17 protein-coding genes are annotated in these 20,602 nt (G+C 64.0%); 8 read left to right on the forward strand and 9 right to left on the reverse strand.

The window, feature by feature from the left end; translation table 11 throughout:
* Positions 1-33 precede the first annotated feature (33 nt).
* Positions 34-936 (reverse strand): phosphotransferase family protein, encoded by a 903-nt coding sequence (locus BQ8794_RS11400; RefSeq protein ID WP_077377009.1) that lies wholly within the window; start codon positions 934-936, stop codon positions 34-36.
* 158 nt (positions 937-1,094) lie between these two features.
* Between BQ8794_RS11400 and BQ8794_RS11405 the strand changes: the two genes are divergently transcribed.
* Complete coding sequence (locus BQ8794_RS11405) at positions 1,095-1,727, forward strand: class I SAM-dependent DNA methyltransferase (RefSeq protein WP_077377012.1); 633 nt, start codon at positions 1,095-1,097, stop codon at positions 1,725-1,727.
* A 120-nt stretch (positions 1,728-1,847) separates the two neighbouring features.
* On the opposite strand, the gene BQ8794_RS11410 is transcribed toward BQ8794_RS11405, so the two are convergent.
* Complete coding sequence (locus BQ8794_RS11410) at positions 1,848-4,301, reverse strand: GcvT family protein (RefSeq protein ID WP_077377016.1); 2,454 nt, start codon at positions 4,299-4,301, stop codon at positions 1,848-1,850.
* Entirely contained in the window at positions 4,298-5,182 is an 885-nt protein-coding gene (locus BQ8794_RS11415) for a phosphotransferase family protein (RefSeq protein WP_077377019.1), read from the reverse strand. Before BQ8794_RS11415 ends, BQ8794_RS11410 begins: the two co-directional genes overlap by 4 nt.
* A 426-nt stretch (positions 5,183-5,608) precedes the next feature.
* Here BQ8794_RS11415 and BQ8794_RS11420 point away from each other — a divergent pair, with 426 nt between their 5' ends.
* The 7 genes from BQ8794_RS11420 (at position 5,609) to BQ8794_RS11455 (ending at position 13,330) form a co-directional block, all read left to right on the forward strand.
* On the forward strand, positions 5,609-6,382 hold the full coding sequence (locus BQ8794_RS11420) for a DeoR/GlpR family DNA-binding transcription regulator (protein WP_077377022.1): 774 nt from the start codon (positions 5,609-5,611) through the stop codon (positions 6,380-6,382).
* Positions 6,383-6,453: 71 nt separating this feature from the next.
* The gene (locus tag BQ8794_RS11425; protein ID WP_077377025.1) at positions 6,454-7,380 is read left to right on the forward strand and encodes a LysR family transcriptional regulator; all 927 of its coding nucleotides are present in this window, start codon (positions 6,454-6,456) and stop codon (positions 7,378-7,380) included.
* 126 nt (positions 7,381-7,506) lie between these two features.
* Positions 7,507-8,658 carry an ABC transporter substrate-binding protein gene (locus tag BQ8794_RS11430; protein WP_077377027.1) on the forward strand — a complete coding sequence of 384 codons (1,152 nt, stop codon included), beginning with the start codon at positions 7,507-7,509 and terminating at the stop codon, positions 8,656-8,658.
* A gap of 189 nt (positions 8,659-8,847) precedes the next feature.
* Positions 8,848-9,846 (forward strand): ABC transporter ATP-binding protein, encoded by a 999-nt coding sequence (locus BQ8794_RS11435; protein ID WP_077377030.1) that lies wholly within the window; start codon positions 8,848-8,850, stop codon positions 9,844-9,846.
* 256 nt (positions 9,847-10,102) lie between these two features.
* Positions 10,103-11,068 carry an ABC transporter permease gene (locus tag BQ8794_RS11445; protein ID WP_077377032.1) on the forward strand — a complete coding sequence of 322 codons (966 nt, stop codon included), beginning with the start codon at positions 10,103-10,105 and terminating at the stop codon, positions 11,066-11,068.
* Positions 11,058-11,873, forward strand: coding sequence for an ABC transporter permease (locus BQ8794_RS11450; protein WP_077377036.1), 816 nt, complete (start codon positions 11,058-11,060; stop codon positions 11,871-11,873). The genes BQ8794_RS11445 and BQ8794_RS11450 overlap by 11 nt, the downstream gene beginning before the upstream one ends.
* A 29-nt stretch (positions 11,874-11,902) precedes the next feature.
* On the forward strand, positions 11,903-13,330 hold the full coding sequence (locus BQ8794_RS11455) for a gamma-aminobutyraldehyde dehydrogenase (protein WP_077377039.1): 1,428 nt from the start codon (positions 11,903-11,905) through the stop codon (positions 13,328-13,330).
* 68 nt (positions 13,331-13,398) lie between these two features.
* Here BQ8794_RS11455 and BQ8794_RS11460 read toward each other — a convergent pair whose 3' ends face one another.
* The 6 genes from BQ8794_RS11460 to BQ8794_RS11485 form a co-directional block, all read right to left on the reverse strand.
* On the reverse strand, positions 13,399-13,746 hold the full coding sequence (locus BQ8794_RS11460; protein ID WP_077377042.1) for a formate dehydrogenase subunit delta: 348 nt from the start codon (positions 13,744-13,746) through the stop codon (positions 13,399-13,401).
* Positions 13,736-14,566, reverse strand: coding sequence for a formate dehydrogenase accessory sulfurtransferase FdhD (gene fdhD, locus BQ8794_RS11465; RefSeq protein ID WP_077377045.1), 831 nt, complete (start codon positions 14,564-14,566; stop codon positions 13,736-13,738). Before fdhD ends, BQ8794_RS11460 begins: the two co-directional genes overlap by 11 nt.
* 2 nt (positions 14,567-14,568) lie before the next feature.
* Complete coding sequence (gene fdhF / locus BQ8794_RS11470; protein ID WP_077377048.1) at positions 14,569-17,445, reverse strand: formate dehydrogenase subunit alpha; 2,877 nt, start codon at positions 17,443-17,445, stop codon at positions 14,569-14,571.
* Positions 17,446-17,455: 10 nt separating this feature from the next.
* Positions 17,456-19,012: a formate dehydrogenase beta subunit gene (locus BQ8794_RS11475; protein WP_077377051.1), complete on the reverse strand. Its 1,557-nt coding sequence runs from the start codon at positions 19,010-19,012 to the stop codon at positions 17,456-17,458.
* Positions 19,009-19,488, reverse strand: a complete 480-nt coding sequence (locus BQ8794_RS11480; protein ID WP_077377054.1) for a formate dehydrogenase subunit gamma — start codon at positions 19,486-19,488, stop codon at positions 19,009-19,011. The genes BQ8794_RS11475 and BQ8794_RS11480 overlap by 4 nt, the downstream gene beginning before the upstream one ends.
* A 131-nt stretch (positions 19,489-19,619) precedes the next feature.
* Positions 19,620-20,519, reverse strand: coding sequence for a LysR family transcriptional regulator (locus BQ8794_RS11485; protein ID WP_077377057.1), 900 nt, complete (start codon positions 20,517-20,519; stop codon positions 19,620-19,622).
* Positions 20,520-20,602: the final 83 nt, after the last annotated feature.

Consider the following 20,602-nt stretch of genomic DNA (forward strand, 5'->3'; position numbering starts at 1 on the left):
TTTCTGGTACCTTAAGGTTCAGATTTTTGGTACTTAACCGGCGCGCACCGCCGCCAGATGCGTTGAGAAGTCGGCCGTCTCCATCAGCGCCCTGCAGCGTGAAAAACGACCGTCGGCATAGGCGCGGAAATCGTCGGCCGGATTGCTGTTGGCAAGCTGGATCAGCCCCCACAGCGTCCACAAGAGATCGCACATCGCCTTGTAGATGACGATGCGGCCGCGCTCCGCCGAGGTTGGCTCGCCTCCGAAATAGGCGCCCATCATCTCTTCCTCCTGTGCCGTATCAAACTGGCCTTCGACGCTGAGGTCGCCGAGATCCCAGAGCGGATCATTCATGCCGGAATATTCCCAGTCGACGATCCACATCCTGTCGCCCGTATCGAGGAAGTTTTCGCACAGCGGATCGCAGTGGCAGGCGACGAGAGGCAGGGGATGCGCGGCAAGCGCCGAGCGCACGGTTTCCGCCTCGATAACGACGTCGTGGTAACCGGCAGGTAGGGCGACGTCCTTGGTCGACAGCACCTTCAGATAGTCGTCGATCATCGCAAACAGCTCGAAGCGGAAGGGAAACACCGCGCCGGATGTATGCAATCTGCGGAAGGCCTTGCCGGCACGCGCCGGACTGCCCGGCCGGGTCTTGAATTTTTCCGGCGACATCGTCTCGGCGCCGGCGACGAAGCGCGTCACCATCACGCCTGTCTCGCCGTCGACATGCAGCAGCTCGGGGCTGACGCCGGCCATCGCTGCCTCCCGCGCTGCCACCGCCTCGTTGGCGCGGTTGATATACTCCTCCGTGCCCTTGCCGGGAATCCGCAGGCAGGCATCTCCAGCCCTGAAGACGAAGTTGGTGAGGCCACCCAGCCGCTCCAGCGGTCCCTCGTAGCCGGCCAGCGCCGGAATGGCTGCAAGCGCCGCGCGTGCTTCCTCGTCCACCATCGCTTCTGCCCTCTTTCGCGTCTTATTTGTGGTGACGACGGTTCCACAAATTTCGCCGTTTGGCTATCATCGCCGGCATGCGGTTCACTCCAGCGCCGTGCGTTCCCGCAGGACGCGCTAAGGACGCTGCGGCGCTTTGATTTGCGGACGAGACTGTGATGGCGGACAAGAAAAATGAAGGCGCGCTCGCCGCGGCCTATGCAGCGAAGCGGCCTGAAGAAGTGGCGGCGCTGTACGACCGCTGGTCCGACACCTACGACGCCGACATGTCGGCGGCCGGTTATCGCCATCCGACCATCTGCCTCGCCCTGCTTGCCCGCCACCTGCCGCGCGGCGCGGCGCCACTCCTCGATGCCGGCGCCGGCACCGGGCTCATCGGCGAGTGGCTGAAGATCGCGGGCTATCCGCAGGTCGAGGCGCTCGACATTTCGGAGGGCATGCTGGCCCAGGCAGCGCGCAAGGGCGTCTATTCGGCGCTTCACTGCCTGGCGCTCGGCGGTCCGCTGCCCTTCGCGGATGATGCCTATGCCGGCATCATATCGGCCGGCGTCTTCACCTCGGGCCATGTCGGCGCTGAGGGGTTGGACGAACTGATCCGCATCTGCCGGCCGGGCGGGATAATCGTGCTGACGGTCAAGAACACGCTGTGGGACGCCGGCTTTTCCGCACGGATCGCCGACCTTGAGGCGAAGGGCGTCGTCACGCGCGCCGAGGAGACATCGCCCTATGTCTCCATGCCGGGCGAGGCCGATACCGTGCCCAGCCGCGGCCTCGTTCTGCGCGTGAACTGACCATCCTGCTCTAATGACTTGTCGCGCAAAAGCACGCCCCGGGCCTGACCCGAGGGTGCGCAGCGGTTTTGCGATACGACTTAAAGGGTCTCGCATGAATCCGTTCAGACGCGCCGCGCTTTAGGCTTTGATCCTTTCTCCGGCCGGGTCGTAAAGCGGCTTGAGATGAATTTTTGCCGGCGTGCGCTCCATAGCCACCACCAACTCGTAGTCGCCGCAGGTGAGGAAATCGTCGCTGACGCCGTCGGCATTGCGCACATAGCCGTAGCCGATGTTCTTGCCGATCGTGTAGCCATAGCCGCCGCTGGTCAGGTAGCCGACCGGCTCGCTGTTGCGCAGGATCGTTTCGCGCCCGAGCAGCACGATCTCGCAATCATCGACGGTGAAGCCGGCAAAGCGTTTTTTCAGCGCCGCGCCGCTGATCTCTTCCAGCGCCCGCCGCCCGAGAAAATCGGTATTCTTGCGAAGCTTCACCGCCCAGCCGAGGCCGGCCTCCTGCGGTGTGTCGTTGGGCGTGATGTCGGAGCCCCAGGCGCGGTAGCCTTTTTCCAGCCGCAGCGATTCCAGCGCCCGATAGCCGACCGGGCGGATGCTGTGCTCCTCGCCCGCCGCCATCAGCGCGTCGAAGATTTCGCCCGTCGCCGCGATCGGCACATGCAGCTCCCAGCCGAGCTCGCCGACATAGGTGACGCGCAGCGACCGAACTGTGTGGCCGGCGATGGAGATTTCCCGCACGTGTCCGAACGGGAAAGCGGTGTTCGACACGTCCCCATCGGTCACCGCAGCCAGCACGTCGCGGGCGCGCGGCCCCATCAGCGACAGCGTGCCGAAATCCTCGGTGACATCGGTGAGCGTCACGTCGAGCTCGTTGCCGACATGGTCGCCGATCCACGAGAAGTCATGCGTCCTAAAGCCGGTGCCGGTGACGACGTAGAATCGGTCTTCGCCGAGCCGCGCCACGGTCAGGTCGGCCTCGATGCCGCCGCGCGTGTTGAGAAGCTGCGTGTAGGTCAGCCGGCCGACCGGCTTGGCGACGTCGTTGGCGCAGATCCAGTCGAGCGCCTTCAGCGCATCCGCACCGGTCATTTCGTATTTGGCGAAGGATGACTGGTCGAAGATGCCGACGTGTTCGCGCACGTGCCGGTGCTCGTCGCCGACCGGCGCGAACCAGTTCTGCCGGCCCATCGAATAGATGTCCTTCGGCTCGACGCCTTCGGGCGCAAACCAGTTCGGCCGCTCCCAACCGAGTTTGGAGCCGAACACGGCGCGGTGCTTTTGCAGCCGTTCATAGAGCGGCGACACGATCCGTGGCCGACCCGTGACATACTCCTCATGCGGGAAGCCGATCGTGTAGTGCTTGCCATAGGCTTCCAGCGTGCGGTCGCGGACCCATTGCCGGTCGCGGTGCAGGTCGGAAAAGCGCCTGACATCGACCACCCACAGGTCGAGCGGCGCCTCGCCGTCGACCGCCCACTGCGCCAGCACCCAGCCGGCGCCGCCGCCCGCCGCGATGCCGAAGGCGTTGAAGCCGGCGCCGACGAACATGTTGGCGCATTCTGGCGCCACGCCGAGAATGAAATTGCCGTCCGGCGTGAAGCTCTCCGGCCCGTTGATCATCTGCTTGACGCCGACGGTTTCGAGCGCCGGAACCCGCGTGATCGCCTGGTTCATATGCTGCTCGAAATGATCGTAGTCGTCGTCGAACAGCCGGAACTGCCACTCGTCAGGGACATCGCCGCCGGGAATATCGGTCGTCCAGGCTTGCGGGTTCGGCTCATAGCCGCCCATCACCAGCCCGCCGACCTCCTCCTTGAAATAGATGCGGCGGTCGGGGTCGCGGATCGTCGGCGCATCGGTCGCCAACCCGTCTATTCTCTCGGTGACGATGTACTGGTGCTTCACCGGCTGCAGCGGCACGTTGATGCCGGCTAGCGCCCCCACCTGACGCGCCCATTGCCCGGCACAGTTCACCACCTTGTCGCAGGCGATATCGCCCCTGTTGGTCTTTACCGCTGTGATGCGGCCCCCCTTCATGTCGAAGCCGGTGACGCGGACATCCTCGAACAGCCTGGCGCCATGCATGCGCGCGCCTTTGGCCAGCGACTGCGTGATGTCGGAAGGGCTTGCCTGGCCGTCGGTCGGCAGCCAACTGGCGCCGACGAGATCGCCAGTCTCCAGCAGCGGCCACATTGCCTTGACCTCGGCCGGTGACAGCAACGGCATATCCATGCCGAAGCTTTTCGCCGTCGTCGCCAGCCTCTTGTACTCGATCCAACGGTCGGCATTGGTGGCGAGCCTGAGGCACCCGGTCATCTTCCAGCCGGTGGCGAGGCCGGTTTCGGCTTCCAGCCCCTTGTAGAGATCGACCGAATATTTGAGCACGCGGGTGATCGAGGCCGAAGACCGCAACTGACCGACCAGCCCCGCGGCATGCCATGTCGAGCCCGAAGTCAGTTTGCCCTGTTCCAGGAGCACGACATCGGCTTTGTGGTCACGCGCCAGATGATAAGCCGTCGAACAGCCGATTATGCCGCCGCCGATGACGACGATCTCGGCGTAGGCGGGCAAGGTCATGATTTCTGTCCGTATTTTGTTCTGTAGTTTTCCAGCGCGGCATCGAGCCGCGTCAGGTTTTCGTCGGTATAGGCGACGTAGTCGATGCCGGGCGCGTCGAGATAAAGTTCGGAAACCATGCTCCACATCGCCTCGCGCAGCAACGATGCACATTGCATGGCCGCATGCGAGCGGCGGATCGCCTCGTCCGGCTCCTTCATGAAGTAGGCGGTCAGGAAGGCGAAGGACTCCTCGTCGTTCATGCTGGCGTTTGAGGCGACGCCGGCGAGGTCGAACATCGCCGTGTTGAAGCCGGCATATTCGAAATCGATCAGCCACAGCCTGTGGCCGTCATCGAGAATGTTAGCCGGCAGAAGGTCATTATGACCAAAGACGATTGGCAGCAGTTTCTGCGCCCGTTCAAGCTCGTCCGCAAGTGTCAGCAGCCGCGGCAACTCGCTTCGCATGCGGCTGTCGGCTTCCTCCAGCGTGCGCGCATAGTCGCGGATGACATGAAATACCCAGAACATGAAGCCGGCGCCGGAGACATGATTGGGCATCTCGCGATGGAAGCCCCGCATCAGGGCGGCGACGCGGCCGATATTGGCGCGTACGTCCTCGGCGACAAAAGTCTTGGCGCCGAGAAATTCCGTCACCAGGATGCCGGGCTCGGAGTAGTGGACCGCTGGCGCGAAGCCGGCGGCGTGCGCCGCGCGCGCGGTCATCACCTCGCGCTCGCGAAAAACGTGATGGAAGGGAAAGTCCTGGCCAATGCGCACGACATGCCGCCCGGCGGCGTCCTTGATCAGATAGTTGGCGTTGCTCAGGCCGCCCGGCAGCGGCGCGATCTCGATGCTGCCGGTCCAGCAGGGCAGGGCGCGGATGCGGTCCTCGGCGGTCACAGGGGGATCCCTCGTTGCGCGGGGTTCAAGGCGTCGCGGGCGTCGCAAAGAGGGCGGCCGGCAGGAGGGAGAAATGCGAAATTCTCGTCGGTGCGGGATCCCGGGATCGGTATCCCGCACCGCACCGACGAGCCCCAGTGCCGGGTTCTTTGACTCCGGCATCCGCCCCCGCGGATTCAAAAAAGTCCTTTTCCCTCACGTCAGACGATTTCCCGGACGTTCGGGCAGGCGAATTTTGGTGCGGCTCTGCCATCGTTCTCCCGTGGCAGTTCCGAAGCCTGTCACAAGCCAGTCTCACGCCATGTGATCTGGCTTGTCAACGAAAACTTGTGGCTTTTTGCCCGAAATCACAAGGTTTTCTTGTAAGCTGTGGCCGATTTGCCTTAGAAGCGGTCAGTAGCGCAACAAACCGAGTGGGTGAGACCGATGCACTCGAAGCGGCATGGCGAAATCCTGCGTCTCCTCCATGAGGAGGGCACCGTCACCATCGCCAGCCTGGCCGACCGGCTCGGCGTCTCGCTGGAGACCGTGCGCCGCGACGTCAAGCCACTGACCAGTGACGGTTCGATCCTGAAGATGCATGGCGCCGTCGGCCTGCCGTCGATGGCCGGCGAGGCGCCGTTCGAGCGGCGCATGCGCGAGAATGCCGATGCCAAGCGCGCCATCGCCCGCATGGTTGCCGCGACCATCCGCGACGGCGAAGCGATCATGCTCGACACCGGCACCACGACCTCTTTCCTGGCCCGCGAACTGCTCGGCCACCGGCGGTTGACGGTGGTCACCAACTCCTCCGACATCGCCCGCACGCTGGCCACCGTCAACGGCAACAAGGTCTATATGGCCGGCGGCGAACTGCGCAGCGATTCGGGCGCCGCCTTCGGCGTCACGGCCATTGAATTCGTCAGCCGCTTTTCCGTTAGCCACGCTGTGATCTCCACCGGCGCGGTCGATGCCGTCACCGGCGTGATGGACTATGATCTGGAAGAGGCGGAATTCGCCCGCATGGTGCTGTCGCGCGGCCAGCGCTCGCTCGTCATCACCGACCACACCAAGTTCGGCCGCCAAGGCCTGGTCCAGGTCTGCAGCCTCGACGGTTTTTCCGAACTCGTCACCGATCGGCCGCCGCCGCGCGCCATCGCCGCAGCCCTCGAGCAAGCGGGCGCGCGGCTCAGCATTGCCGGCAGCGAAAGCGGGATCTGACCTGGCCAGAGCAGTGGTGAGCCTGGGGTCCGCGGCTTTTCTTCCTTGCCGTCCCGGTGTTTAGTCCGGCCATGGCCTTCACCATTCGCCAATTGCAGTTCTTCATCGCCGTCGCTGAGCAAGGCACTGTGTCTGGCGCCGCCCAAAACCTGTCCATCTCGCAATCGTCGGTCACCGAGGCGATCAAGGAGCTCGAAGGCGATCTCGGCGTCGAGCTGTTCGAGCGCCATCCGCGCGGCCTCAACATCACCCACAAGGGCCACCAGTTCCTGCGCCACGCGACAAAGATCCTTGCCGATGTTTCCGATGCGCGCCGCGCCTTCTCCGGCGAGCATGCGGCGGCTGGCGGCCGGCTGCAACTCGGCGTCACCTCGCTGGTCGCCGGCTATGTGCTGTCCGACCTTCTCGCCCGCTATCGCCGCGCCTATCCGGGCGTCGAGATCTCGGCCATCGAGGACAATGGCGACTACCTTGAACATCTGCTGATCGGCGGCAAGCTCGACATCGCCGTCATGGTCACCTCGAACCTGCGCGACCGCACCGCCCTGCAATCGGAAATTCTCGAAGTCTCGCCCTACCGGCTATGGCTGCCGCTTGGCCATCCGCTGTCCGGCGCCGACATCATCGGCATCAGCGATATCGCGTCGGAGCCGCTGATCATGCTGACCGTCGACGAGATCGAAGAGAATACCGGAAAATTGCTGGCAGCGATCGCCGCCAAGCCGCATGTCGCCTTCCGCACCCGCTCGGTCGAAGCGGTGCGCAGCCTCGTCGCCACCGGCGCCGGCGTGGCGCTGCTGCCGGATCTCGTCTACCGGCCATGGTCGCTGGAAGGCGACCGCATCGAATCGCGCGATGTTTCGGGCTCGTTGCCGGTTGTCCAGGTCGGCACGGTCTGGCGGCGCGGCTCCGGCCTGCCGCAGGCCGCGCGCGACTTTATCGGGCTTGCCCAGTCGCAGCGCATGGTTCGTCAGCGGCCTGACAAGAACGGCCGCTGATCTATCGGAAAAACCGATATCGCCTTTCTGATAAATGAATTTGCGAAACCGGGAATTTCACAGCACCTTCATGATCAGGGACCAAAGCCGCCGCGAGAGTGCGGCCCCTCAGATGGGAGATCGACGATGAATTCATTCCTGAAGTCATGCACTGCATTGACGGTCGCGCTGGCCTTCTCCGGCCAGGCGATCGCCCAGGTTAAGGAACTTGGCAAGGGCGAGGGCCAAGTCAACATTGTCGCCTGGCCCGGCTACATCGAACGCGGCGAAACCGACAAGAACTATGATTGGGTCACGTCTTTCGAGAAGAACACAGGCTGCAAGGTCAATATCAAGACCGCCAACACCTCCGACGAGATGGTCGCGCTGATGAATGAGGGCGGCTTCGACCTCGTCACCGCCTCGGGCGACGCGTCGTTGCGCCTTGTCGCCGGCAAGCGGGTCCAGCCGATCAACACCGATCTGATCCCGAGCTGGAACACGGTCGACGACCGGCTGAAGGATGCGCCGTGGTTCACGGTCGGCGGCGTCCACTACGGCGCCCCCTACCAGTGGGGGCCGAACGTGCTGATGTACAACACCGAGGTGTTCAAGGAAGCGCCGAAGAGCTGGAACGTCGTCTTCGAGGAGGTGACCTTGCCAGACGGCAAGTCGAACAAGGGCCGCGTCCAGGCCTATGACGGGCCGATCCACATCGCCGATGCCGCCAATTATCTGATGTTCCACAAGCCGGAGCTCGGCATCAAGGATCCCTACGAGTTGACCGAAGACCAGTACAAGGCCGCCCTCGATCTGCTGCGCGTCCAGCGCACGCTGGTCGGACGCTACTGGCATGACGCTGCCATCCAGGTCGATGACTTCCAGAACGAAGGCGTCGTTGCCTCCGGTTCATGGCCCTACCAGGTCAACACGCTGGTTGCTGCCAAGAAGCCGGTCGCTTCGACCATCCCCCAGGAAGGCGTCACCGGCTGGGCCGACACGACCATGCTGGCAGCCGACGCAGCTCACCCGAACTGCGCCTATATGTGGATGGAGCACTCGCTGTCGTCGAAAGTGCAGGGCGATGTCTCCGCCTGGTTCGGTTCGCTGCCGGTGGTGCCGGCTGCCTGCAAGGGCAACGAATTGCTCGGCGACGAAGGCTGCAAGACCAACGGCTACGACAATTTCGAAAAGATCAAGTTCTGGAAGACGCCGGTGTCGAAATGCGCCACCCAGGACCAGTGCGTGCCTTATTATCGCTGGGTGTCGGACTATATCGGCGTCATCGGCGGACGCTGAGTTCGTTTTGCTCGCAAGTTGGCGCTGCCCCTCACCCCTACCCTCTCCCCGTGAAGAACGGGAAGAGGGGATCGCGAGCGTTGCGGCTAGCCCCTTCTCCCCGTCTCTATACGGGGAGAAGGTGCCGGCAGGCGGATGAGGGGCAGCGCTGTCGCCTGAATTGACGAGCCTGGCAGATCAGGACAGCCCATGACATCAGCCGTTTCCTTCCAAAAAGTCTCGCGCCATTTCGGCAGCGTGCGCGCCGTCGACATGGTCGATCTCGATATCGTGCCGGGCGAGTTCTTCGCCATGCTTGGACCTTCGGGTTCCGGCAAGACGACCTGCCTGCGTCTGATCGCCGGCTTCGAGCAGCCGACATCGGGCTCGATCTCCATTTTCGGCGAACGCGCCGAAGGCGTTCCGCCCTATCGCCGCAACGTCAACACCGTCTTCCAGGACTACGCGCTGTTCCCGCATCTGAACGTGCTCGACAACGTCGCCTACGGGCTGATGGTCAAGGGTGTCGGCAAGCTGGAGCGGCAGAAGGCGGCCGAGGAGGCATTGTCGCTGGTCCGGCTTCCCGGCTACGGCGCCCGCCGCCCGAGCCAGCTTTCCGGCGGACAGCGCCAGCGCGTCGCGCTCGCCCGCGCGCTGGTCAACCAGCCGAAGGTGCTTCTGCTCGACGAGCCGCTTGGCGCGCTCGACCTCAAGCTCCGCGAAAACATGCAGGAGGAGCTGAAGTCGCTGCAGAAGGCGCTCGGCATCACGTTCGTCTTCGTCACCCATGACCAGGGCGAGGCGCTGTCGATGGCCGACCGCGTTGCCGTCTTCAACGACGGCAAGATCATGCAGATCGGCACGCCGGAGGACATCTACCAGCGGCCGAAGACGCGCTTCGTCGCCGATTTCGTCGGCTCGTCCAATGTGCTGCCGCCGGATTTCGTCCAGCGCTATTGCGGCCAGCATCGCTGGGGCAGCCTGCGCCCTGAATCCATTCGCATCGGCCGTGCCGCCAAGGGCGACGGCGTTACCGCCCGTCTCGTCTCGACCAATTATCTCGGCGCCACGACCAGACTGGCGCTCGACGCCGAAGGGTTGAGATTGCATGCCATCGTGCCGGCCGGTGCGAAATTGCCTGGGGAAGGCGAGGCGGTCGTGCTCACCTTCAACCGCGAGCATTTGCATTTGATGGACGAGCCGGGATGATGAAGGTTTCGGCAATTGTGGCTAATAGCCGAGGCAAGGCGCTCTACGGCGCCCCCCTCTGTCCTGCCGGACATCTCCCCCACGAGGGGGGAGATCGGCTGTCGCGACCACTTTCGCCAATTATCAACGTTCCAGAAAAGGCGCCGCCGGCGACGCTGCCGATCTCCCCCCAAGTGGGGGAGATGTCCGGCAGGACAGAGGGGGGCGCGAAGGATCGCGACCTCTCATTTATCCTCCGTCAAGACAGCGCGGCGTCATGACAATCGTCGCGCTCAACTCCAAATCCGCCTCAGCCATCCTGCCTCGCGGCGGCGGCGTGCGCGGCGCGTTGTCCGACCTGTTCTGGCGCAAGCCCAAGCTGCTACTGCTGTTGATGCTGCTGCCGCCGGTGCTGTGGCTCGGCATCGTCTATGTCGGCTCGCTGTTCGCGCTGCTCTTGCAGAGCTTTTTCTCGATCGACGAATTCTCCGGCCTCATCAACCGGCAGTTCACGCTGAAGACCTATGGCGACCTGCTGCAGGCCGCCAATCTCGACATCATCCTGCGCACGGTGACGATGGCGGCCCTGGTCACGTTCGCCTCGGCGATCATCGCCTTTCCCATCGCCTATTACGCGGCGCGCTATGCGCGCGGCCGCTGGAAGGCGCTGTTCTATCTCGGCGTGATGCTGCCGCTGTGGTCGAGCTATCTGGTCAAGATCTACGCCTGGAAGCTCATCCTGGCCAAGGAAGGCATCCTGACCTGGCTGCTCGCCAAGCTGCATCTGCTATGGCTGCTCGATGGCTGGCTGTCGCTGCCGGTCGTCGGCGGCAACTCGCTGTCGGTGTCGTCCACCGGCACCTTCATCGTCTTCGTCTACGTCTGGCTGCCGTTCATGATCCTGCCGGTGCAGGCGGCGCTCGAGCGCGTGCCCGGCAATCTGGTCGAGGCCTCATCCGATCTCGGCGCCTCGCCCGGCCAGACCTTCCGCAACGTGCTGTTCCCGCTGGCGCTGCCGGGCATCGTCGCCGGTTCGATCTTCACCTTCTCGCTGACGCTCGGCGACTACATCATCCCGCAGATCATCGGCACCTCGCGGCTGTTCATCGGCCAGGCCGTCTATTCGCAGCAGGGCACCGCCGGCAACATCCCGCTCGCAGCCGCCTTCACCGTGGTGCCGATCGTCATCATGGGTCTCTACCTCTGGGGCGCCAAGCGCATGGGGGCCTTCGATGCGCTCTGATGGCTCGCCATCCGCCCCTCTCGGCCTGAAGATCGCCGCCGCCTGCGGCCTGCTGTTCCTGCATTTGCCGATCTTCCTGATCTTCGTCTATGCCTTTACGACCGAGGAAAAGAGCTTCGCCTGGCCGCCGCCGGGGCTGACGATGCAATGGTTCGCCGTCACCTGGAACCGCCCGGACGTGTGGGAAGCGCTGTCGCTGTCGGTCCGTGTCGCCGCTATCTCGACACTCGTCGCACTGGTCCTCGGTACGCTCTGCGCGGCCGCCGTTTCGCGAACACGGTTTTTTGGCCGCGAAACCATCTCGCTGCTGGTTATCCTGCCGATAGCGCTGCCCGGCATCATCACCGGCATCGCGCTGCGTTCGGCCTTTTCGCTGGCCGAGATTCCGTTCTCGTTCTGGACGATCGTGCTCGGCCACGCCACCTTCTGTGTCGTCGTCGTCTACAACAACGCCGTCGCCCGCTTTCGCCGCACCTCCGGCTCGATGATCGAGGCGTCGATGGACCTCGGCGCCGACGGCTTCCAGACGTTTCGGCATGTCGTGCTGCCCAACATCGCCACCGCGCTGCTTGCCGGCGGCATGCTCGCTTTCGCGCTGTCGTTCGACGAGGTCATCGTCACCACCTTCACCGCAGGCCAGCAGCAGACGCTGCCAATCTGGATGCTGGAAGAGCTGATCCGTCCGCGCCAGCGCCCGGTCACCAACGTCGTGGCCATGGTCGTCGTGCTGGTGACGCTGCTGCCCATCCTCGTCGCCTATTACCTCACCCGCGACGGCGACCAGATCGCCGGTTCGGGCAAATGACGTCAAGAATCCATAAGGGAGAGACTGCCATGGACACAAAGATGCTGATCGGCTCCAAATTCGAGAAGGGCACCGAGACCGAGGAGCCGATCCTCAATCCAAAGACCGGGGCGACTATCCTCAACCTGCCTGAAGCCAGCCAGGCGCAGATCGAGTCCGCGGTGCTGGCGGCCGAAAAGGCCTTCGTCACCTGGTCGCGCACCACGCCGGCGCAGCGCTCCGGTTATCTCCTGAAGATCGCCGATCGCATCGAGGCCGCGGCACAAGATTTCGCCGCCCTCGAGGCGCTCAATTGCGGCAAGCCAATCAATGCCGTGCTCAACGACGAAATCCCGGCGATCGTCGACTGCTACCGCTTCTTTGCCGGCGCTGTCCGCTCGATGCCGGGCCAGGTCGCCGGTGAATACATTCCGGGCCACACTTCGATGGTTCGCCGCGATGCCATCGGCGTCGTCGCCTCGATCGCGCCGTGGAACTACCCACTGATGATGATGGCCTGGAAGCTGGCGCCAGCGATTGCCGGCGGCAACACGGTCGTCTTCAAGCCGTCCGAGCAGACGCCGCTGACGGCGCTGAAGCTGACGAAAATCCTTGCCGAGATACTGCCCGAGGGCGTCGTCAACGTCGTGCTCGGCAGGGGCGACAGCGTCGGCAACACGCTGATCAACCACCCGAAAATCAACATGATCTCGATCACCGGCGATGTCGCCACCGGCAAGAAGGTGCTGCAGGCCGCCGCCAAATCGGTCAAGCGCACGCATCTCGAGCTCGGCGGCAAGGCCCCAGTCATCGTCTTCGACGACGCCGATCTCGGCGCGGTGGTCAACGGCCTGCGCGCCTTCGGCTATTACAATGCCGGCCAGGACTGCACCGCTGCCTGCCGCATCTATGCCGGCAAGAAGATCTACGACAAGCTCGTCGCCGATCTTTCCTCCGCCGTCTCGACCATCAAATACAATCGCCCCGACGACACCGAAAACGAGATCGGGCCGCTCATCTCACGCCGCCAGCGCGACCGCGTCTCGAGCTTCGTCGAGCGCGCCTCGGAGCTTAAGCACATCGAGATCACCACCGGCGGCAAGCCGGGCGAGGGCACCGGCTTCTTCTACCAGCCAACAGTCGTCGCCGGAGCGCTGCAGGAAGACGAGATCGTGCGCCGCGAAGTGTTCGGGCCGGTTGTCTCGGTCACCCGTTTTTCCGAGGTCGATGAGGCGGTGAACTGGGCCAATGACAGCGATTATGGCCTTGCGTCCTCGGTGTGGACCAAGGATGTTTCGCGCGCCATGGCGACGGCCGCGCGGCTTCAGTACGGCTGCACCTGGATCAACACCCACTTCATGCTGACCAACGAGATGCCGCATGGCGGGCTGAAGCAGTCCGGCTACGGCAAGGACATGTCGCTCTATGCGCTGGAAGATTATACCGCCGTCCGCCATGTGATGGTTGCGCACGGGTAGCGCCTTTTCCTTCTCCCCGTTGACGGGGAGAAGGTGGCCCGAAGGGCCGGATGAGGGGCAGCACGGGCCTACTTCTGCGAAGCGGCGATCCCGGTATTCGACTCACCGGCCCGGGGGCCTTTGCCGCCGGAAGCGACGCCCCCGGCATCGGCGCCGAAGCCCGCTGCTTCCGGTGCGGCCGGCCGCTTGATCCTTGCCGAGGCGGCCGCGACAAGCTCGTTGAAGCCTTCGCCACCATTGTCCAGCATTTCGAACAATTGCCGCCGCATCCTCGGTTCCCAGAACTTGTTGATGTGCTCGGCGACGCCGGCAATGCCTTCCTCGCGCGGCTTGGAGTGAAAAAAGGCGGCAATCTGGTTGGCCATGCGGACCAGCTTTTCGCTGGTGCTCATGATGTGGCCCTCGTCATGCGACATGCTTGGCAACTCCGGAAGTCACCCGCTCGGGGTGGGTGAAAATATCGAAATCATCGCCGCGCACCAAAGCCACCAGCGTCATGCCGGCGTCCCCGGCGGTACGGATGGCAAGTGCCGTCGGCGCCGAAACGGCAATGATGAACGCAGCGCCGATCGCCGCCGTCTTCTGCACCATCTCGACCGAAACGCGTGACGTCACCACGACGGCACCCAAGGTGCCATCGATGCCGGCTTTGGCGAGCGCCCCGGCCAGCTTGTCGAGCGCATTATGGCGGCCGACATCCTCGCGCGCCATGACGATGCCCTTGCCTGGGATATAAAAACCGGCGGCATGGACCGCACCGGTCTCGGCATGCAGCGGCTGCGCTTTCGACAAAAGCCTGACCGAACGGACGATGTCGTCGGTGTTAAGTGTAAGTCTTGACGAACCGACCGCCTCGAACGAGCGCATCGCCTCCTCGATCGACTCGATGCCGCACAACCCGCAGCCGACCGGGCCGGCCAGCCGTCGGCGCCGCGCCTCGAAGCGCGTATTGGCCTGGTCCTTCAGCCTGATCTGGATGTCGATGCCGGCGCCGTGATCCTCAACCTCGATCGCCTCGATTTCCCGGCCGTCGGCGATGATGCCTTCGGTCAGCGAGAAGCCGAGCGCGAAATCCTCGAAATCGGCCGGACTTGCCATCATCACCGCGTGAGTGGTGCCGGCAAAGGAGAACGCCACCGGCGTCTCTTCCGGCACCATCCGGTTGGCGGCCGCAGTGCCGCCGGCGCGGTGCGCCAGCCGCGAGATCTGCGTCGTCGCTTTGCGGCGCGCGCTCAAGGTTACTCCGCTGCTTCCAAGGTCGCGATGCGACGGCTGTTGCGGGCCTGCTCGTCATAGTCGCGCTGCCATTCCGACGGCCCGTTGGACGCGCCGACCTGCACTGCGGTCACCTTGTATTCCGGGCAGTTGGTCGCCCAGTCGGAGAAGTCGGTGGTGATGACGTTGGCCTGCGTGTCGGGGTGGTGGAACGTCGTATAGACCACGCCAGGCGACACCTTGTCGGTGATCAGCGCGCGCAACGTCGTCTCGCCGGAGCGGCTGGTCAGGCGGACCCAGTCGCCGTCGCGCAGACCGCGGTTTTCGGCGTCATGCGGGTGGATCTCGAGCCGGTCCTCGCTGTGCCACATGACATTGTCGGTACGCCTGGTCTGCGCGCCGACATTGTACTGCGACAGGATGCGGCCTGTGGTCAGCAGCAGCGGGAAGCGCGGTCCCGTCCTCTCGTCGGTCGCGACATATTCGGTGCGGATGAACTTGCCCTTGCCACGCACGAAGCCGCTGATATGCATGATCGGCGTGCCTTCCGGCGCCTGCTCGTTGCACGGCCACTGCACCGAGCCCATCTTTTCCAGATAGTCGTAGGAGACCTTGGCGAAGCTCGGCGTCGTCCTGGCGATCTCATCCATGATTTCGGACGGATGCTGGTAATTCCAGGCAAGCCCCATCGCCTGCGCGAGCTTCTGCGTTACTTCCCAGTCGGCCAGCCCGTTCTTCGGCGCCATCACCTTGCGCACGCGGTTGATGCGGCGCTCGGCATTGGTGAAGGTGCCGTCCTTCTCGAGGAAGGTCGAGCCGGGCAGGAAGACATGCGCGTAGTTGGCGGTCTCGTTGAGGAAGAGATCGTGGACGACGACACATTCCATCGCCGCAAGGCCGGCGGCGACATGCTTGGTGTCGGGGTCGGACTGCAGAATGTCCTCGCCTTGCACATAGAGGCCCTTGAACGAGCCGTCGACGGCGGCGTCCAGCATGTTGGGGATGCGCAGGCCGGGCTCGTCGTCGAGCTTGACCCCCCACAGGCTTTCATAGATGTCGCGCACCGCGTCGCCGGAGACGTGGCGATAGCCGGGCAGCTCATGCGGGAACGAGCCCATGTCGCAGGAGCCCTGGACATTGTTCTGGCCGCGCAGCGGATTCACGCCGACGCCCGGCCGGCCGATATTGCCGGTCGCCATGGCGAGATTGGCGATGGCGATGACGGTGGTCGAGCCCTGGCTGTGCTCGGTCACGCCGAGGCCGTAATAGATCGCGCCGTTGCCGCCGGTGGCAAACAGCCGCGCGGCGCTGCGGATCTCTTCAGGATCGACATTGGCAAGCTGGCCGACCACCTCAGGGCTGTTTTCCGGCAGCGCGACGAACGACGCCCAGTCCTGGAACTCGTCCCAGTCGCAGCGTTCGCGGATGAAGGCCTCGTCGAACAGGCCTTCGGTGACGATGACATGGGCAAGCGCGGTGACCACGGCGACATTGGTGCCGGGCTTCAGCGGCAGATGATGCTGCGCCTCGATATGGGCCGAGCGCACGATGTCGGTGCGGCGTGGGTCGAGCACGATCAGCTTGGCGCCCTTGCGCAACCGCTTCTTCATGCGCGAGGCAAACACCGGATGTGCGTCGGTCGGATTGGCGCCGATGATCATCACCACATCGGTCTGCTCGATCGAATCGAAATCCTGGGTGCCTGCCGAGGTGCCGAAAGTCTGGCCAAGGCCATAGCCGGTCGGCGAATGGCAGACGCGGGCGCAGGTATCGACATTGTTGTTGCGGAAACCCTGGCGGATCAGCTTCTGCACCAGATAGGTTTCCTCATTCGTGCAGCGCGACGAGGTGATGCCGCCGATCGAGGTTCGGCCATACTGGTACTGGATGCGGCGGAACTCGTTGGCGGTGTGGGTCAGCGCTTCTTCCCATGACACCTCGCGCCATGGATCGGTGACCTTTTCGCGGATCATCGGATTGAGGATGCGCTCCTTGTGGGTCGAGTAGCCGTAGGCAAAACGGCCCTTGACGCAGCTATGGCCACGGTTCGCCTTGCCGTCCTTGTAGGGCACCATGCGCACCAGTTCGTCGCCGCGCATTTCGGCCTTGAACGAGCAGCCGACGCCGCAATAGGCGCAGGTGGTGACGACCGAATGCTCCGGCTGACCGATCTTGATCACCGATTTCTCGGAAAGCGTCGCCGTCGGGCAGGCCTGCACGCAGGCGCCGCAGGACACGCACTCGCTGTCGATGAAGAGCTGGTGCATGCCGGGTGACACACGGCTTTCGAAGCCGCGGCCCTCGATGGTCAGCGCGAAAGTGCCTTGCACCTCCTCGCAGGCGCGCACGCAGCGCGAGCAGACGATGCATTTCGAAGGATCATAGGTGAAGTACGGGTTGGACTCGTCCTTCGCCATCCATTTGAAGTTCTCTGCGCCGTCGTTCGTCTTGAAAACGTGGTTGTCGCCCTCATAGCCGTAGCGTACGTCGCGCAGGCCGACGACGCCGGCCTGCGTCTGCAATTCGCAGTCGCCATTGGCAGCACAGGTCAGGCAGTCGAGCGGATGGTCGGAAATGTAGAGCTCCATCACACCGCGGCGGATGTCCTTCAGCCTTCCGGTCTGGGTGTGCACGACCATGCCCGGCGCAACTGGCGTCGTGCAGGAGGAGGGCGTGCCGTTGCGGCCGTCGATCTCGACCAGGCAGAGCCGGCAGGAGCCGAAGGCGTCGACCATGTCGGTGGCGCAAAGCTTCGGGATGGCAATGCCGGCCTCCATCGAGGCCCGCATGATCGAGGTGCCTTCCGGCACGGTGACGGTGAAGCCGTCGACCGTCAGCGTCACCTGCTTCTCGGATGTCGAGGCCGGCGTGCCGTAGTCGATTTCCTGAATGAGACCCATCGCGAGACTCCTATTCTGCTGCTTCGGCGACTGGCGCCGGCTTGAAATCTTCGCGGAAGTGGTTGATTGCGCTCATCACCGGATAAGGTGTGAAGCCACCCAGCGCACAGAGCGAACCGAACTTCATCGTGTTGCAGAGGTCCGTCACCAGCTCGATCTGTTTTTCCGGCTCGATACCCCTGGCGATCTTGTCGATCGTCTCGACGCCGCGTGTCGAGCCGATGCGGCAGGGCGTGCACTTGCCGCAGCTCTCGATGGCGCAAAACTCCATGGCAAAGCGTGCCTGCTTCAACATGTCGGCGGTGTCGCCGAACACGGTGATGCCGGCATGGCCGATCAGCCCGTCCTTGGCGGCAAAGGCTTCGTAGTCGAACGGCGTGTCGAACAGGCTGCGTGGGAAGTAGGCACCCAGCGGCCCGCCGACCTGCACCGCCTTGACCGGCCGCCCAGTCGCGGTGCCGCCGCCGATGTCGTCGACGATCTCGCCAAGCGTCATGCCGAACGCCGCCTCGAACAGGCCGCCATATCTGACATTGCCGGCGATCTGGATCGGAATGGTGCCGCGCGAGCGGCCCATGCCGAAATCCTTGTAGAAGGCAGCACCCTTGTCCATGATGACGGGCACCGAGGCCAGCGAAATGACGTTGTTGATCACCGTCGGCTTGCCGAACAGGCCCTGGATGGCCGGCAGTGGCGGCTTGGCGCGAACGACGCCGCGCTTGCCTTCGAGGCTGTTGAGCAACGAGGTTTCCTCGCCGCAGACATAGGCGCCGGCGCCAACGCGGATTTCCATGTCGAAGGCGTTGGGCGAGCCCAGCACGTTGAGGCCGAGCAGGCCGGCCTTGCGGGCGACCTCGACCGCCTTTTGCATCATCGCCACCGCATGCGGATACTCCGAGCGGATATAGACAAAGCCCTTGGTTGCGCCGGTGGAGACACCGGCGATCGCCATGCCTTCGATCAGCACGAAGGGGTCGCCCTCCATGATCATGCGGTCGGCGAAGGTGGCGCTGTCACCCTCGTCGGCATTGCAGACAATGTACTTTTTGTCGGCGGTCGTATCGAGCACCGTCTTCCACTTGATGCCGGTCGGGAAGCCGGCGCCACCGCGACCGCGCAGGCCTGATTCCGTCACCTGTTTGACGATTTCGGCCGGCGCCATAGCCACGGCGTTCTGCAGGCCCTTCAGCCCGCCATGCGCCTTGTAGTGATCGAGCGACAGTGGATTGATGACGCCGCAGCGCGCGAAGGTCAGCCGCGTCTGCCTGGCCAGGAACGGGATCTTGTCGGGCGCGCCCAGCCAGCGCTTGTGATGACCGCCGGTGAGGAAGCCGCTGTCGAACAGGCTTTTGACCTCGGACGGCTTCACCGGCCCATAGGCAACGCGACCCTTGTCTGTGACCACCTCGACCATCGGCTCGAGGAAATAGGCGCCGCGCGAGCCGTTGCGCACGATCTTGGCCTCGATGCCGCGATCGGCCAATTCTTTCTCAATCGCCTTGGCGACCTTTTCCGCACCGAGCGCCAGCGCGCCGGAATCGCCGGGAATATAGATGCGCGGGGTCATGAGCGCACCTCGGCAACGATCTCGTCGAGCTTTTCGTCATCGAGCCGGCCGATCACCTCGCCGTCCAGCATCGCCGATGGCGCGCAGGCGCAAAGGCCGAGGCAATAGACCGGCTCCAGCGTCACCGAACCGTCGCGGGCCGTCTCGTGGAAGCCGATGCCCAGCAATTGCTTGAGCTTGGCGGCAATCGCGTCTGAGCCCATCGACTGGCAGGCTTCGGCCTGGCAGAGCTTCAGCACATGCCGGCCGGCCGGGCGGCTGCGGTAGTCGTGGTAGAAGGTGACGACGCCATGCACCTCCGCCTTGGAGATGTTCAGCGCCTCGGCGATGACCGGCAGCGCGTCGTGCGGCACATGGCCGAACTCTTCCTGGATGCCGTGCAGGATCGGCAGCAGCGGGCCTTCGAGGCCCTTCAACTCCTGGACGATCGCCGCCGTGCGCGATGCGATCTCGGTACTTGCAGGCTGCATGATCATGCAGCGCCCTCCCTGGTCGTGGTGATCCGCTAAGTGCTTAGGAAATCGGACGAAACCCGCTAAATCAATAAAGCTGATCCGTCGCTCGATAGAAATCTTCTATCGATGCCTTCCAGCCTGCAATCTCTAGCTCAGTGGCGGGCGCGGAAATCGTCTGCCAGCGCCATCGCCTCGTCCAGCAGCGCCGAGACCAGCGGGGTGTGCGGCTCGCGCAGCGTCGCCACCAGCCCGACGGTGTGGCTGGCGTCCGGATCGATGATCGGAATGGCCCGGATCGGCTCGGAAAAGCCGAATGTTTCCGAGAGGTTGAGCGGCATGATCGACGACCATTTGCCGGTACGGATATGCGAGAACAGCACGATCATCGAATTGGATTCGAGTGTCGGCCGCACCTGCGTGCCGGCTTCGGCCAAATGCTGGTCGATGATGCGGCGGTTCTGCATGTCCGGCGTCAACAGGCAGAGCGGCAGCTGGCTGAGCTCCGCCCATGTCACTTTGTCGCGGTCGGAATAGGGGTTTCCGATCGCGGTGATCAGCTGATAGCGCTCGTCATAGAGCGGAACGCTGGTCACCCGCCCCAGCGGCTCGTTGTCGAGATAGGTAATGCCGGCGTCGATGTCGAAATTGCCGAGCAGCGACAGCACCTCGATCGAGGTGCGCGACAGCACCGAGAAGGTGACGCCGGGATGTTTTGCCCGAAAAGGTGTCGTCAGCCGCGCCACCATGGCTAGCGCCGTCGGGATGGCGGCGATGCGGATGCGCCCCGAAAGGCCGTGACGCGCCGCTCGCATCTCCTCGCGCATGGTGCGGGTATCGCCGACGATGCGGCGCGCCCACGCCAGCACCTGTTCTCCCTCCGGCGTCAGCCCCTGGAAGCGCGAGCCGCGCAGAACCAGCATCACGCCGAGCTGGCCCTCCAGCTGCTTGATGCCGGCCGAAAGCGTCGGCTGGGTGACGCCGCACACCTCCGCCGCCCGGCCGAAATGCTCCTCCCTGGCCAGCGCGATGAAGAATTCCAGCTTGTCGATCATGAGCGGACGCTAGCCGGCCAAGCGAGGCTGCGCCAGATGCATGCTGTTTTTGCTTGGCGAATCCTCATGCGGCCGAAGCATCG

Source organism: Mesorhizobium prunaredense, from assembly GCF_900156895.1.
Taxonomy (GTDB): domain Bacteria; phylum Pseudomonadota; class Alphaproteobacteria; order Rhizobiales; family Rhizobiaceae; genus Mesorhizobium; species Mesorhizobium prunaredense.